At 66.3% G+C, this 13,873-nt stretch carries 13 protein-coding genes; 12 read left to right on the plus strand and 1 reads right to left on the minus strand.

Annotated elements, in window-relative coordinates:
- Positions 1–226: 226 nt before the first annotated feature.
- From BCO18175_RS13465 to BCO18175_RS13505, 9 genes are all read left to right on the plus strand, one after another.
- Positions 227–1,141: an alpha/beta hydrolase gene (locus BCO18175_RS13465; RefSeq protein WP_174981484.1), complete on the plus strand. Its 915-nt coding sequence runs from the start codon at positions 227–229 to the stop codon at positions 1,139–1,141.
- Positions 1,142–1,505: 364 nt separating this feature from the next.
- Complete coding sequence (locus BCO18175_RS13470) at positions 1,506–2,393, plus strand: HpcH/HpaI aldolase/citrate lyase family protein (RefSeq protein ID WP_174981486.1); 888 nt, start codon at positions 1,506–1,508, stop codon at positions 2,391–2,393.
- A gap of 32 nt (positions 2,394–2,425) precedes the next feature.
- On the plus strand, positions 2,426–2,887 hold the full coding sequence (locus tag BCO18175_RS13475) for a MaoC family dehydratase (RefSeq protein WP_174933234.1): 462 nt from the start codon (positions 2,426–2,428) through the stop codon (positions 2,885–2,887).
- Between the two features lie 25 nt (positions 2,888–2,912).
- Positions 2,913–4,079: an acyl-CoA dehydrogenase family protein gene (locus BCO18175_RS13480; RefSeq protein WP_174967014.1), complete on the plus strand. Its 1,167-nt coding sequence runs from the start codon at positions 2,913–2,915 to the stop codon at positions 4,077–4,079.
- Between the two features lie 105 nt (positions 4,080–4,184).
- The gene (locus BCO18175_RS13485) at positions 4,185–5,423 is read left to right on the plus strand and encodes a CaiB/BaiF CoA transferase family protein (protein ID WP_174981488.1); all 1,239 of its coding nucleotides are present in this window, start codon (positions 4,185–4,187) and stop codon (positions 5,421–5,423) included.
- A 2-nt stretch (positions 5,424–5,425) separates the two neighbouring features.
- A complete protein-coding gene (locus BCO18175_RS13490) occupies positions 5,426–6,592 on the plus strand; it encodes a CaiB/BaiF CoA transferase family protein (RefSeq protein ID WP_174981490.1) in 1,167 nt (388 codons plus the stop codon).
- Positions 6,593–6,604: 12 nt separating this feature from the next.
- Positions 6,605–7,291 (plus strand): nitroreductase family protein, encoded by a 687-nt coding sequence (locus tag BCO18175_RS13495; RefSeq protein WP_174981493.1) that lies wholly within the window; start codon positions 6,605–6,607, stop codon positions 7,289–7,291.
- Positions 7,292–7,338: 47 nt separating this feature from the next.
- Complete coding sequence (locus tag BCO18175_RS13500) at positions 7,339–8,835, plus strand: class I adenylate-forming enzyme family protein (RefSeq protein WP_174981495.1); 1,497 nt, start codon at positions 7,339–7,341, stop codon at positions 8,833–8,835.
- Between the two features lie 96 nt (positions 8,836–8,931).
- Positions 8,932–9,765, plus strand: coding sequence for an AraC family transcriptional regulator (locus tag BCO18175_RS13505; RefSeq protein WP_174981498.1), 834 nt, complete (start codon positions 8,932–8,934; stop codon positions 9,763–9,765).
- A gap of 126 nt (positions 9,766–9,891) precedes the next feature.
- Here BCO18175_RS13505 and BCO18175_RS13510 read toward each other — a convergent pair whose 3' ends face one another.
- A complete protein-coding gene (locus BCO18175_RS13510) occupies positions 9,892–10,821 on the minus strand; it encodes a LysR family transcriptional regulator (RefSeq protein WP_174933248.1) in 930 nt (309 codons plus the stop codon).
- Positions 10,822–10,933: 112 nt separating this feature from the next.
- Here BCO18175_RS13510 and BCO18175_RS13515 point away from each other — a divergent pair, with 112 nt between their 5' ends.
- From BCO18175_RS13515 to BCO18175_RS13525, 3 genes are read left to right on the plus strand one after another with little or no spacing between them, the layout of a single operon-like run.
- Entirely contained in the window at positions 10,934–12,106 is a 1,173-nt protein-coding gene (locus BCO18175_RS13515) for an acyl-CoA dehydrogenase family protein (protein ID WP_011349984.1), read from the plus strand.
- Positions 12,107–12,126: 20 nt separating this feature from the next.
- Entirely contained in the window at positions 12,127–12,876 is a 750-nt protein-coding gene (locus BCO18175_RS13520; protein WP_174981501.1) for an electron transfer flavoprotein subunit beta/FixA family protein, read from the plus strand.
- A 15-nt stretch (positions 12,877–12,891) separates the two neighbouring features.
- Complete coding sequence (locus BCO18175_RS13525; RefSeq protein ID WP_174981504.1) at positions 12,892–13,824, plus strand: electron transfer flavoprotein subunit alpha/FixB family protein; 933 nt, start codon at positions 12,892–12,894, stop codon at positions 13,822–13,824.
- Positions 13,825–13,873 lie beyond the last annotated feature (49 nt).

Raw genomic sequence — 13,873 nt, forward strand, 5'->3', positions numbered from 1 at the left:
GGGCCCGATTTGCATTACTCAAGCGCACAAAACTGACAACAGTTGTATGCCGGCCTTAACAATCAACGCGTCATGCCGCGCTGCCGGCGCGCTCGCACGTCGCATCGATCTGTAAAGCATGGCTTAACACTGAAGTTGCCTTTAGGTGATATATCCGGATCAATTTCCTGCCTATGATGGTTTCGTACCGCTTCACTTGGGCCACCTACCACCGGAGTCATCGATCATGCAGAAAGTCAGCTTCAAGAACCTGAACGGCCAGGGCGTCACGATTGCCGCAGTCATCCACTTCCCGGAAGGTTTCGATCAAGGCAAGCGTTACCCGGCCGTGGTCGTCGCTCACCCGGGCGGCGGCGTGAAGGAGCAAACGGCCGGCCTGTACGCGAAGAAGCTGGCCGAGCACGGCCTCGTCGCGATCGCGTTCGACGCGTCGTACCAGGGCGAAAGCACCGGCGAGCCGCGCCAGCTCGAAAATCCGTATATCCGTACCGAAGACGTCAGCGCCGTGGTCGACTACCTGACCACGCTGCCGTCTGTCGATGTCGAACGGATCGGCGCGATGGGTATCTGCGCGGGCGGCGGCTATGCGGCCAACGCGGCCATCAACGACCGGCGCATCAAGGCGCTCGGCGCGGTCAGCGCGGTGAACATCGGCTCGATGTTTCGCAACGGCTGGGAAAACACCGTGAAGGATGCCGAAGCGATTCCGTACGTCGCGGCCGGTTCGCAGGCACGCACCAGCGATGCATCCGGCGCGCAACTCGCGACGCTGCCGCTCGCGCCGATGCGCAAGGAAGACTCGCCGAACAAGGAACTGGAAGAAGCATGGGAGTACTACCATACGCCGCGCTGCGAGCATCCGAACGCGCCCGGCTTCATGACCGCCCGCAGCCTCAACCAGATCATCACGTACGACGCATACAACAAGGCCGAAGCGTTCCTCACGCAGCCGCTGCAGATCGTGGCCGGCAGCGTCGCGGGCAGCAAATGGATGAGCGACGACCTGCTCGCCCGCGCGGCCAGCGCCGACAAGCACCTCCATGTGGTCGAAGGCGCGAACCACATGTCGCTGTACGACGTGCCGCAGTACGTCGACGAAGCGGTTTCCGTGCTTGCGCCGTTCTTCAACAGCAAGCTGTAACCCACGACTGCGCACGGCGCGGTACGCACCGTGCAACGTGAACGACGGCCGGCTCGCCTTTCCCGGGATGAGTCGGCCGTATGCGTTTGCACCGTCATGCTGGCGAATCGGCGTCGCGACAGACTCTACTTCGACATGCGTTCGCGGCAGCAACGTGCTTGACCACCTTCAATCCGCACGTTGCGGACAGCGCACGCAGCACGCGTCCTGCCCCCGTCTCACGCCACGCCCTGTCTTCCGCTCGCACAGCCCCCCGTATAAACCCCAATGACGGTCTCGCGATTTGAGCGCCAAACTAACTACCAGTTGTTAGGTTGATGCCTAACGATGAATCAGGCGACCCCTTCAACAGGCCGAAACCATCATGACGACGCAGATGAAACCGATCCGTTCCTTCCTCTTCGTTCCAGGCAACAAGCCGACCTGGATCGAAAAGTCCATTCAATCGAAAGCCGATGCGCTGATCCTCGATCTCGAGGACAGCGTGCCGCCCGCACAGAAAGTCGAGGCGCGCGAAATCGTCCGCTCGAAGCTCGCGTGGCTGGCCGAGCAGAAGCAGCGCATCTGGGTGCGCATCAACCGCAGCGCGCACCTGTACGACTTCGACGACATCCTCGCGATCGTGAACCCGGTGGTCGAAGGCATCGTGATTTCGAAGCCCTGCGGCCCGGAAGACATCCACACGGTAGCGTCGATGCTGGCCGAAGCCGAGTACCGCGCGGGCGTCCCGGTCGGTCACACGAAGGTGATTCCGCTGCTGGAAACCGCGCGCTCGCTGGAGCTCGCGTACGAGATCGCACAGCACGAGCGCGTGCCGGCGATCGTCGGCGCCACCGCGAAGAACGCCGACGTAGCCCGCGCACTGAAGACCGTGTGGTCGCTCGAAGGCCGCGAAACCCAGTACCTGAAATCGCGCATCGTGATGGCCGCGCGCGCGGCCGGCAAGCTGCCGATCGGCGGCGTCTGGCAGCAGGTGCATGACCTCGACGGGCTCAAGGTGTCGTCGGCGAACGACCGCCAGCTCGGCATGAGCGGCGAACTCGTGCTGCATCCGTCGAACGTCGAGATCGTCAACCGCACCTACAGCCCGACCGAAGAGGAAGTGGCGTTCTACCAGGGCATGATCGACGCGCTGGACAAGGCCCAGGCCGAAGGGCGCGCATCGTGCATCTATGACGGCGAGCACATCGACATCGCCCACGCGAAGACGGCGCGCGAAATCATCGAACTCGCGCAGTCGTTCAACCGCTGATCGCTTACCCGAACACCCCAGGAGACAGACAAATGGCAGGCCTTTACTTCGAAGAATTCAAGCCCGGCATGGTGATCGAGCATGCGATCCGCCGCACCGTGACCGAAACGGACAACGTGCTGTTCTCGGCGATGACCTACAACTGCGCGCCGCTGCACATCGATGCCGAATACAGCAAGAACACGATGTATGGCCAGCGTCTCGTGAACAGCATGTTCCTGCTCGCGCTGGTGGCCGGCATCACCGTGTACGAAACCACGCTCGGCACGACGCTGGGCAATCTCGGCTTCGGCGAAATCGCGTTCCCCAAGCCTACTTTTCACGGCGACACGATTCGCGTGGAAACCGAAATCGTCGACACGCGGCTGTCGAAGAGCCGCAACGATTCGGGCATCGTCACGTTCAAGCATGTGGCGAAGAACCAGCGCGACGAGATCGTGTGCACGGCCGTGCGCACGGGCCTGATGATGTTGCGCCCGGCCGGCAACGCGTGACGGCACCGCTGCAGGAGAATCGATCATGAACTACCAGCTCACAGCCGACCAGCAGGCGATCGTCGACGCCGCGCAAAAAATCTGTGCGGATTTTCCGCTCGAATACTGGCGCAAGAAAGACAAGCACCACGAGTTCCCGCATGAGTTCTTCGACGCGGTCGCGAGCGGCGGCTGGCTCGGCATCTGCATGCCGGAAGACGTCGGCGGCGCGAATCTCGGCGTGACGGAGGCCGCGCTCTTCATGCGCACGGTCGCCGAATGCGGCGGCCAGGCCGCGGCGTCCACCATCCACATGAACATCTTCGGCCTGCAGCCGGTCGTGCACTTCGGCTCGGACGCGCAGAAGAAAGCGTGGCTGCCGCCGTTCACCCGCGGCGAGCACAAGGCGTGCTTCGCCGTGACCGAGCCGGACACCGGCCTCGACACCACGAAGCTGAAGGTCGTCGCGAAGAAGCAGCCCGACGGCAACTACCTGATCTCGGGCAAGAAGGTCTTCATCTCGACCGCTCAAGTGGCTGATCACATGCTGATCCTCGCGCGCACCACGCCGATCGAGCAGGTGAAAAAACACAGCGAAGGGCTGAGCCTGTTCTACACGAAGCTCGACCGCAGGTATGTCGACATCCGCGAGATCGACAAGCTCGGTCGCGCCGCAGTCGATACGAACGAACTCTTCATCGACGACCTGCCGGTGTCGAAGGACGAGCTGATCGGCGAGGAAGGCAAGGGCCTGAGCTACATCTTCCACGGGATGAACGCCGAACGTGTGCTGGTGGCGGTCGAGCAGGTCGGCATCGGCCGCGCGGTGCTCAACCTCGCGACGCAGTACGCGAAGGAACGCGTGGTGTTCGGCCGCCCGATCGGCCAGAACCAGGGCGTCCAGCATCCGCTGGCCCGCAACTGGGCCGAGCTGGAAGCGGCGAACCATATGATCTTTGCGGCCGCCGACCTGTACGACCGCGGGCAGTCATGCGGCTCCGAGGCGAACGCCGCGAAGCTGCTCGCGTCCGAGGCGTGCATGAATGCATGCCAGACCGCGATCCTCACGCACGGCGGCTTCGGCTACGCGAAGGAGTATCACGTCGAACGGTTCATGCGGGAAGCGTGGATCGGCTACATTGCCCCTGTCACCCCGCAACTCATTCTGTCGAATATCGCTGAACGCAAGCTCGGATTGCCGAAGTCCTACTAAGCACGGCTTTCCGCCGACGGTTCCCGCACCGGGCATCGCCGGACCGCGGCCGGTGCCGGCCATGCAGGCCAGGCGCCGGCCGCACACAAGATTCAGGAGACAAGCATGTCAGTTGCAAGACCTCTGGACGGCATTCGCGTCCTCGATTTGACCGTGGCGTTGGCCGGCCCGTACGGATCGCTGTTGCTGGGTGGGATGGGCGCCGAAGTCATTCGTGTCGAGTCACCCGGCGGCGGCGATATTGCGCGCAACAATCCCCCTTACGTCGGCAAGGACGGCGTCCACTTCGGCGTGAAGGGCGACGACGAAGTGTCGCTGACCATCCTCAACCGCGCACGCAACAAGAAGAGCATCACGCTCGACCTGAAATCCGAACAGGGCCGCGCGCTGTTCATGGAGCTGGTCAAGGAATCCGACGTCGTCATCGAAAACGCGAGCGAAGGCGTCACGGCACGCCTGGGCGTGGACTACGAGAGCGTGCGCCACGTCAATCCGAAGATCGTCTATGCGTCGATCAAGGCGTTCGGCGAACCGAGCCCGTACAAGAACCTGAAAGGCATGGACATCATCGTCCAGGCGCTGTCGGGGATCATGGACGTGACCGGCTTCGCCGACGGACCGCCGACGCGCTCGGGCCTGCCGATCGCCGACCTGATCGCGCCGCTGTATGCGGTCAACGGCATCCTCGCGGCATTGATTCATCGAGGCCGGACGGGCGTCGGCCAGTGCGTGCAGGTATCGATGCTCGATTGCCTCGCATCGCTGGTGGCAGAGGAGCATTTCGACGTGTTCCTCGAGCACGGTTACGCGAAGCGCTCGGGCAATTTCCAGGATCGCCTGGTGCCGTTCGGCGTGTACGGCACGCGCGACGGCTACGTGGCGATGGTGGCTTTCCAGCCGGACTGGTTCCAGAACCTGATGGAAGCCGTGGGCCGGCCCGAGATCGCCACCGATCCGCGTTATGCAACGCGCGGCCCGCGCATGAAGCACGCGACCGAGATCAACGCGATCATCGAGGAATGGACACGCGGGCACAGCACGGAAGAAGTGATCGCAGAACTGCAGGTCAAGCGCGGCGTGCCGGCCGCCCCGGTGCGCTCGCCGCTCGACGTACTCAAGGATCCGGTGCTGCAGGCACGCGGCGCCGTGGTGCGGCTCGAGCACCCGGGCCTTGCCGGCGTCGATGCGATGGGCATGGGCCTGCCGATCAAGCTGTCGGGGACGCCCGTGCAGTTCGACCAGCCCGCGCAGGCACTCGGGGCCGCCAACGACGAGATCTACCAGGGGCTGCTCAAGCTGCCGGAGGATCGCCTGCAGCAACTGCGCGACGCGGGAGTGATCTGATCATGTCCGCCGCCCCCTCCCGTTGCGGCCCGCTCGCGGGCATCAAGATCGTCGAGATCGCGGGCATCGGCCCCGGGCCGCTGGCCGCGATGTTCCTCGCCGACCTCGGCGCGACCGTCATCCGTGTCGATCGCAAGGAGCCGTCCGGCCTCGGCGCGCCGCGCCCGGTGCAGTTCGATCTCGGGCTGCGCAACCGCAAGTCGATTCGCGTTGACCTGAAGGATCCGGCCGCCGTCGAGATGGTGCTCGACCTGATCGCCGAAGCCGACGCGCTGATCGAAGGGTTTCGCCCCGGCGTGATGGAGCGCCTCGGCCTCGGGCCCGAGCCCTGTCTCGCGCGCAACCCGCGCCTCGTCTACGGCCGCGTGACGGGCTGGGGGCAGGACGGCCCGCTGTCGCAGGTGGCCGGGCACGACCTGAACTACATCTCGATCACCGGCGCGCTGCATGCGATGGGCCGCGCCGGACAGGCGCCGACGCCGCCGCTCAACGTGCTCGGCGACTACGCGGGCGGCTCGCTGTACCTCGCGTTCGGGCTGCTCGCGGGCATCCTCGAAGCGCGTGGCTCCGGTAAGGGCCAGGTAGTGGACGCCGCGATGGTGGACGGCGTCGCGTCGATCATGACGGTGACGATGGGCCTGCATGCGGCCGGCATGCTCGACAAGGCACGCGGCACCAACCTGCTCGACACCGGCGCGCCGTTCTACGAGGTCTACGCCTGCGCCGACGGCAAGTACGTGAGCGTCGGCCCCATCGAGGGCAAGTTTTATCGGCTGCTGCTCGAACAGCTCGACCTGCAGGACCACCCGCTGCTGCAGGCGCAAATGGATCGCGCACAGTGGCCGCAGGGGAAGCAAGTGCTCGCCGAGAAATTCAGGGAGCGCACGCGCGACGAATGGGCGCAACGGCTCGGCCATCTCGACGTGTGCGTAGCGCCCGTGCTCGACTTCGACGAAGCGCCGAGCCATCCGCATATCCATGCGCGCGGCACGTTCGTCGACCTGGACGGCGTGACGCACCCGGCGCCCGGCCCGCGCTTTTCGCGCACGCCGGCCGCACGGCCCGAAGCGCCCGCGGCACCGACGACCGACAACGCGATCGCCGCGCTGCAGGGCTGGCTGCCCGACGCGCGGATCGAAGCCTGTCGTGCGCGAGGCACCTTCATCTGAGACCTGACTGACATGACAACCCCTACCCCCGAGCTCGCGGCGCTGGACCGCCTGACGAGCGGCCGCTCCACCTGTCGCGCATACCGGCACGAAGCGCTGGACCTCGACCTGATCCGCAGCATCGTCGCGATGGCCAGCCGCTCGGCATCGTGGTGCAACGTGCAACCGTGGCAACTCGTGATCACCGAAACCACGGAGAGCACCGAACGCTTTCGCGAAGCATTGATGCAGCGGGTCAAGGATCATCCGGAGAACGAATCGGACCTGCCGTTCCCGCCGAGCTACCAGGGCATCTACGGCGAGCGCCGGCGCGGCGCCGGCATCGCGCTCTATTCGTCGCTCGGAATCGGCCCGAAGGACAGCGAGCGCAGCGCCGAGCAGGCGTTCCGCAACTTCCGCATGTTCGACGCGCCGCACGTGGCGATCGTCACGGTGCCGGCGGAGCTGGGCCCGTATGCACTCGTCGATGCGGGCGGCTTCGTGTCGTCGTTCCTGCTCGCGGCCTATGCGCACGGCGTCGCCACCACGCCGCAGGGCGCGCTGGCCCGCCATGCGCATTTCGTCCGCGACTATTTCGGCATTCCCGATACGCAGCACATGATCTGCGCGATCTCGTTCGGTTACGCGCAAGACGAGCACCCGGTCAACCGGTTCCGCACCTCACGCGCCGGCGTGGACGATCTCGCGCGCTTCGCGTGAGCGTGGCACGCTGTGAACGATCGCGAACGACGCAAGGAGAATCGAGCGTGGCCGAACGCATTCACGAACTGCTGGATCGCTGGCTGACCGACGCCCCCGAGCGGCCGTTCATCCATCTCGCCGACCGCACGCTGAGCTATGCGGACGTCGGCGCGCTGGCCGATGCGCTCGCGTGCGAGTTGCGCGCCGACGGCGTGCGCGCAGGCGACCGCGTGCTGGTGGTGGCCGAGAACTGCCCCGAGCACGCGGCGCTGCTGATCGCATGCAGCCGTGTCGGCGCGTGGTCGTGCGGTGTCAATGCGCGCATGGCGCCGGGCGAGATCGATGCGTTCGCCGCGAAGGCCGACGCACGTGTGCTGTATTTCACGTCGGCGGTTTCGCCTGCCGCCAGCGCGCATGCCGCGCGGCACGATGCCTGCCCGTCCTGCGTGGGCGGCCTCGCGCGCAGCGCCGTGCGCGCCGCCGCGCAGGTCGAACCCGAACCGCTGGCGAGCGACGTCGCGGCGATCATCTTCACGTCCGGCACGACGGGCGCGCCCAAGGGCGTGATGATGACGCACCGCGGCGTGCTGCATTTCGCACAGGTCTCCGCGCAATCGCGCGCGCTGGGGCCCGGCGACAAGGTCTACGCGTATGCGCCGATGACGCACATCTTCGGGCTGGGCACGGTGCTGCTCGCGTCGCTGCATGCGGGCGCCGCGCTGGAGATGCGCTCGCGGTTCGAGCCGGCGGAGCTGTTCGACGCGCTCGCGCACCGACGCGTGAGCCAGGTGCAAGGCCCGCCGATGCTGTTTGCCCGCCTGCTTCAGCACACCGAGGAACACCACATCGCGCACCCCGACGCTCCGCACCTGCGCTACCTGTACGCCGGCGCCGGGCCGCTCGACAGCGCGCTCAAGCAGAAGGTCGAGGCAAAGTTCGGCCAGACCCTGCATCACGGCTACGGGCTGTCGGAATACGCCGGCTCGCTGCACGCGACGCGCCTGGGCGAAACGCGCCAGGACACCAGCGCGGGCTACGCGTTTCCGGGCGCCGAACTGCGCATCGTCGATCCGGCCAGCGGCCGCACGCTGCCGGCCGGCGAGCGCGGCGAAATCTGGCTGCGCGGCACGGGCCTGATGCCCGGCTATTTCCGCGACCCGGCCGCCACGGCCGACGTGATGCGCGACGGCGGCTGGTACGCGTCGGGCGACCTGGGCGAGCTGCACGACGACGGCGCGCTGTTCATCGTCGGGCGGCTCAAGGACATGATCATCCGCTCGGGATTCAACGTGTATCCGGGCGAAGTGGAACAGGCGCTCAACGGGTTCCCCGGCATCCGGAACTCGGCCGTGGTCGGCCAGAAGGAAGCGGACGGCAACGAGGCCGTCATCGCGTTCGTCGAGCTCGATCCCGCGCATCCGCTCGACGAAGCCGCGTTGCGCCGGTACTTGCGCGAACGGCTCGCCGCCTACAAGCACCCGGCGCGCATCATCCCCATCGACGCGCTACCGTTCAACGGTAACGGCAAGCTCATGCGGCGGGAATTGCTGGCGCGGCTGTAACGCGCGAAACGGTGCCGGCGCGGTTTCCCCTTCCCCGAAAAAACCGCAAAATCTGCAAACCCGCCGACCCTACATTGCTCCCCCAGGAGCCCGCAATTGAAAACCCGAACCCTGACCCAATACGCCCGGCGCATGGACCCCGTCCTGCGCTGGCTGGCAAGCCACCCCGACGCCGACCCGGATCTGTATCTGCTGGCCGACCTCGCGTGCTTGTCGCCGTATCACTTTCATCGCGTCTACCGCGCGATGCTCGGTGAGACGGTGAACGCCACCGTGCAGCGCATTCGCATGCACCGTGCGGCGGTCGCGTTGGGCGGGACCGGGCTGCCATTGCGCGATGTTGCGCAGCAAGCCGGCTATACGTCGGACGCTGCCTTCAACCGCGCGTTCGGCGCGACCTTCGGCATATCGCCGGGGCGCTACCGCGCGGCCCGCTCCGTTCCGTTCAATCCACAGGAGCTCGGCATGTATCCCGTTACCATCGAAACCTTCCCCGGCGCCGTACTGGCCGCATTGCCGCACCACGGCAGCTATCAGGAAATCGGCCCGGTCTTCACCCGGGCGTTCATGCTGGCCGCCGCCCGCGGGCTGGCGCGCCCCGAGGCGATCGGCTTCGGCGTGTATTTCGACGATCCCGAGCAGGTGCCGGCCGACCGGCTGCGCTCGATGGCCGGCATGTCCGTCGCGCCCGACGCCGAGGTGGGCGACGAGCTGCAACGCTTCGAGATCCCCGCCGGCCGCTGCGCGATCCTGACCTACACGGGGCCGTACAACGAAATGGACCGGCCGTATAACTGGATGTTCTCCGAATGGCTGCCCGCGAGCGGCATGGTGCCGGCCGACTTCCCGATGTTCGAGCAGTACCTGAACGACCCGCGCAGCACGCCGCCCGCGCAGTTGCAGACGCGCATCTGCATGCCGTTGAAGTAAGCGCCGCGCGGCCCCGGCCGATGCAGGCCGGGGCCTGCCGGCGTTGGCCTGTCCCGGCCGCGCACGCTCGCCGGGGCAGGCTGCGATCGCCCTGGCGCGTGTGCGCACCCACGGGATGGTCACACCCTAGCCCAGCCAACGCGCATCGGGCCAGTCGCCCTGGTCGAACGTCGCCTTCACGCAGTCGAGCAGCACGGCGACCACGCAGCGCACCGGCGCCGTGGCCTGCCGGCTGCTCGGCGCCGCGAGCACGATCGTGCGCCTGACGCCCGGCGACGCGAGCGGCGCCGCGGTCAGGATGCCGCGCTCGACCTCCTGCGTCACGCCGACGGCCGGCAGGATCGTCCAGCCGTGGCCTTGTGCGACCAGTTCCTTCTGCACGCTCAGCGCATTGGTTTCGGCGAAGACCTGCAGCGTCACGCCCGCCTCGGCCGCCGCATGCTCGATCGCGGCCCGCAGGCCCTGCGGCGCGGAAGGCAGGATGAACGGCTCGCGCGCGACCCGCTCGAGCGACAACGGCCGCTTGCGCGACAGCCCGGCCGACGGCGCCGCGACGGCCCACAGACTCTCGTCGATCAGCGCCTTCACGTGCAGCGCGGGCGTCTCCTTCTGCCCGTACAGCAGCGCCGCATCGACATCCCCCGCTTCGAGCCAGTCCTGCAGGTGGCCCGCATAGCCGATCGTGAGCCGCAGGCGGATATGCGGGTAGCGCCGCGCCACCTCGCCCGCCAGCCGCGTGGCCAGCAGATCCGACGTGCTGGCCAGCAGCCCGATGCTCACGATGCCCGCCACCGGCCCCTCGGTCGGCTGGATCTCAGCCTTGGCCCGCGCCACCTCGTTGAGGATGCGGCGCGCGTATTCGAGCATCGTCTTGCCCGACGGCGTGAGCTGCATGCCATGGCGGCTGCGGTCGAACAGTTCCGTCCCCATGTCCTCCTCGAGCAGGCGCAGCTGGCGTGACACGGCCGGCTGCACGAGATTCAACAGGCTCGACGCGCGAGTGACGTTGCCCGTTTCGGCCACGGTGACGAACGCGCGCAGTTGCTTGAGATCCATCGCGGGTACCTCGATGCCAAAAACTGATTTGGCGATCAGAAAATTCTATTGTTTAAGAAATCCATCAAAACTTATTATGGACTCAACCCATGCCAATGACGAGACACGATTCATGAGCGCCTCCGTTTTCTCCGCCCCCGACCAGTACCAGGAAATCCGCGACGCGGTACGCGGCCTGTGCAATCAGTATCCGGCCGAATATCACCGCAAGATCGACGAGGCGCGCGGCTACCCCGAAGCGTTCGTCACGGCCCTCACGCAGGCCGGCTGGCTGGCCGCGCTGATTCCGCAGGAATACGGCGGCCCGGGCCTGTCGATGGCCGAGGCGTCGGTCATCATGGAAGAGATCAACCGCTCCGGCGGCAATTCGGGCGCGTGCCACGGCCAGATGTACGTGATGAACACCATCGTGTTCAGCGGCACCGAAGCGCAGAAGCAGCGCTACCTGCCGCGCATCGCGGCCGGCGAACTGCGCGTGCAGTCGATGGGCGTGACCGAGCCGACCACCGGCAGCGACACCACCAAGCTCAAGACCACGGCCGTGAAGAAGGACGGCCGCTGGGTCATCAACGGCCAGAAGGTGTGGATCTCGCGGGTCCAGCACAGCGACCTGCTGATCCTGCTCGCGCGCACCACGCCGCTCGACCAGGTGCAGAAGAAGAGCGACGGGCTATCGTGCTTCATCGTCGAGCTGGACAAGGCGATCGGCAACGGCCTCACGGTGCGTCCGATCCTCAACATGGTCAACCACGAGACCAACGAGCTGTTCTTCGACAACCTGGAGCTGCCGGAAGACGCGCTGCTCGGCACCGAAGGCAAGGGGCTCAAGGTGATCTTCGACGGCCTGAACGCCGAGCGCACGCTGATCGCGGCCGAGTGCATCGGCGACGGCTACTGGTTCCTCGAGAAAGCGCGCGACTACGCGAGCGAGCGCAAGGTGTTCGGCCGCCCGATCGGGCAGAACCAGGGCATCCAGTTTCCGCTGGCCGAATCGTTCATCGAGCTGGAGGCCGCGAACCTGATGCGCTGGCGCGCCTGCGAGAAGATCGATGCGCGCCAGAACGCGGGGGTCGAGGCCAACATGGCCAAGTACCTGGCCGCGAAGGCAAGCTGGGAAGCGGCCAATGCGTGCCTGCAGACGCACGGCGGCTTCGGCTTCGCATGCGAATACGACGTGGAGCGCAAGTTCCGCGAAACGCGCCTGTACCAGGTCGCGCCGATCTCCACCAACATGATCCTGGGGCATGTGGCCGAGCACGTGCTGCAGCTCCCCCGTTCCTACTGATTTCGGAAGGATTCCTCCCCATGAAGATTCTCGTACCCGTCAAGCGCGTGGTGGACTACAACGTCAAGGTTCGCGTCAAGGGCGACGGCACCGGCGTCGATCTCTCGAACGTGAAGATGTCGATGAACCCGTTCGACGAAATCGCGGTTGAAGAAGCCGTGCGCCTGAAGGAAGCCGGCGCCGCGACCGAAGTGATCGCGGTGTCGGTCGGTGTCGCGCAGGCACAGGAAACGCTGCGCACGGCGCTGGCGATCGGCGCGGATCGCGCGATCCTCGTCGAGTCGACCGACGGCGTCGAGCCGCTCGCCGTCGCGAAGATCCTGAAGGCGCTGGTCGACAAGGAGCAGCCGCAGCTGGTGATCGCCGGCAAGCAGGCCATCGACGACGATTCGAACCAGACGGGCCAGATGCTGGCCGCGCTGGCCGGCCTGCCGCAAGCGACGTTCGCGTCGAAGGTCACGATCGCCGACGGCCGTGCAACGGTCGCACGTGAAGTCGACGGCGGCGCGGAAACGCTGTCGCTTCAACTGCCCGCAGTCGTCACGACCGACCTGCGCCTGAACGAGCCGCGCTACGTGACGCTGCCGAACATCATGAAGGCGAAGAAGAAGCCGCTGGAAACGGTGAAGCCGGAAGACCTCGGCGTGGACGTTACGCCGCGCCTGAAGACGCTGAAGGTGGTCGAGCCGCCGAAGCGCGCGGCCGGCGTGAAGGTGCCGGACGTGCAGACGCTGGTCGAGAAGCTGAAGACCGAAGCCAAGGTACTGTAAGAGGGAGCGGAAAAAATGACGATTCTGGTGATTGCAGAACACGACAACGCGTCGATCAAGGCCGCGACGCTGAATACGGTGGCGGCGGCAGCGAAGATTGGCGGCGACATTCACGTGCTGGTCGCGGGCCACAATGCGCAAGGCGCAGCCGATGCGGCAGCGAAGATCGCAGGTGTCGGCAAGGTGTTGCTGGCCGATGCGCCGCAGCTCGAAGCGGGCCTCGCGGAAAACGTCGAAGCGACCGCGCTGAACATTGCGAAGGATTACTCACACGTCCTCGTACCGGCCACCGCCTACGGCAAGAACGTCGCGCCGCGCATCGCCGCGAAGCTGGACGTCGCGCAGATCTCCGAGATCACGGCGGTGGTGTCGACCGACACGTTCGAACGCCCGATCTACGCGGGCAACGCGATCGCGACGGTGCAATCGGGCGACCCGATCAAGGTGATCACGGTGCGTGCGACCGGGTTCGATGCGGTGGCAGCGGAAGGCGGCAGCGCGGCGGTCGAGAAGATCGCAGCGGCGGCCGATGCCGGCAAGTCGCAGTTCGTGAGCCGTGAAGTGACGAAGCTTGACCGTCCGGAACTCACCAGCGCGAACATCATCGTGTCGGGCGGCCGTGGCCTCGGCAGCGGCGAGAACTTCGCGTTGGTGCTGGAGCCGCTGGCCGACAAGCTGAACGCCGCACTGGGCGCGTCGCGCGCCGCAGTCGACGCCGGCTACGTGCCGAACGACTACCAGGTCGGCCAGACCGGCAAGATCGTCGCGCCCCAGCTGTATATCGCGGTCGGTATCTCGGGTGCGATCCAGCATCTGGCCGGCATGAAGGATTCGAAGGTGATCGTCGCGATCAACAAGGATCCCGAAGCGCCGATCTTCAGCGTGGCGGACTACAGCCTCGAAGCCGACCTGTTCGCGGCCGTGCCCGAGCTGGTCAACGCACTCTGACGGCAATGGCAGCCGGCTGCCTGACATGCAGGCGCCGGCTGCCTGCCGG

It is taken from the genome of Burkholderia lata, assembly GCF_902499335.1.
In the GTDB taxonomy this organism is placed as follows: Bacteria; Pseudomonadota; Gammaproteobacteria; order Burkholderiales; family Burkholderiaceae; genus Burkholderia; species Burkholderia lata_B.

Excerpts from the sequence above, each read along its gene's own strand:
- BCO18175_RS13465 (WP_174981484.1), top strand. The coding sequence starts at position 227 with ATGCAGAAAGTCAGCTTCAAGAACCTGAACGGCCAGGGCGTCACGATT.
- BCO18175_RS13470 (WP_174981486.1), top strand. The coding sequence starts at position 1,506 with ATGACGACGCAGATGAAACCGATCCGTTCCTTCCTCTTCGTTCCAGGC.
- BCO18175_RS13475 (WP_174933234.1), top strand. The coding sequence starts at position 2,426 with ATGGCAGGCCTTTACTTCGAAGAATTCAAGCCCGGCATGGTGATCGAG.
- BCO18175_RS13480 (WP_174967014.1), top strand. The coding sequence starts at position 2,913 with ATGAACTACCAGCTCACAGCCGACCAGCAGGCGATCGTCGACGCCGCG.
- BCO18175_RS13485 (WP_174981488.1), top strand. The coding sequence starts at position 4,185 with ATGTCAGTTGCAAGACCTCTGGACGGCATTCGCGTCCTCGATTTGACC.
- BCO18175_RS13490 (WP_174981490.1), top strand. The coding sequence starts at position 5,426 with ATGTCCGCCGCCCCCTCCCGTTGCGGCCCGCTCGCGGGCATCAAGATC.
- BCO18175_RS13495 (WP_174981493.1), top strand. The coding sequence starts at position 6,605 with ATGACAACCCCTACCCCCGAGCTCGCGGCGCTGGACCGCCTGACGAGC.
- BCO18175_RS13510 (WP_174933248.1), bottom strand. The coding sequence starts at position 10,821 with ATGGATCTCAAGCAACTGCGCGCGTTCGTCACCGTGGCCGAAACGGGC.
- BCO18175_RS13515 (WP_011349984.1), top strand. The coding sequence starts at position 10,934 with ATGAGCGCCTCCGTTTTCTCCGCCCCCGACCAGTACCAGGAAATCCGC.
- BCO18175_RS13520 (WP_174981501.1), top strand. The coding sequence starts at position 12,127 with ATGAAGATTCTCGTACCCGTCAAGCGCGTGGTGGACTACAACGTCAAG.
- BCO18175_RS13525 (WP_174981504.1), top strand. The coding sequence starts at position 12,892 with ATGACGATTCTGGTGATTGCAGAACACGACAACGCGTCGATCAAGGCC.